General features: G+C 47.8%; 1 protein-coding gene. It reads right to left on the bottom strand.

The window, feature by feature from the left end:
• Positions 1 to 277, bottom strand: a 277-nt coding sequence (locus tag ACNQ0T_RS23415) for a DUF1869 domain-containing protein (RefSeq protein ID WP_417930404.1), incomplete at its 3' end; no start/stop codon positions are given.
• Positions 278 to 341: the final 64 nt, after the last annotated feature.

The following is a 341-nucleotide window of genomic DNA, read 5'->3' as shown; positions in this document are numbered from 1 at the left end:
GATCCTTCACCGCATCAGCCGCGGTGAGTGGGTCGCGCAGCGCCGCCAGCGAGGAAAAGGTTTTATCAACCGAGACGCCGTTATTATTATTGGTGACCGTCAACAGAAACTCCCCCTCTTCCCTGTCGTCCGGTAACTTGCTCAGCAGGTCATTAACGGCCTCCACCGCCTGCTGTGGAATATACAACACCATTGGTTTGAGAAATATTTTTTCCTGCTTCTGGTGAAGTCGGCCATTCTCTAGCGCTAAGGTATAACCTTTATTTTCATTGGTCATCTCTTGTTATCCCTCGATGAGAATTTTTGGATCAACATAAAAGTCGACATTAAAAACCGTGTCC

Source organism: Enterobacter cloacae complex sp.6700776, assembly GCF_048284255.1.
In the GTDB taxonomy this organism is placed as follows: Bacteria; Pseudomonadota; Gammaproteobacteria; order Enterobacterales; family Enterobacteriaceae; genus Enterobacter; species Enterobacter intestinihominis.
Note: the sequence above shows the minus strand (reverse complement) of the source record. Positions and strands in the feature narration are given on the sequence as shown.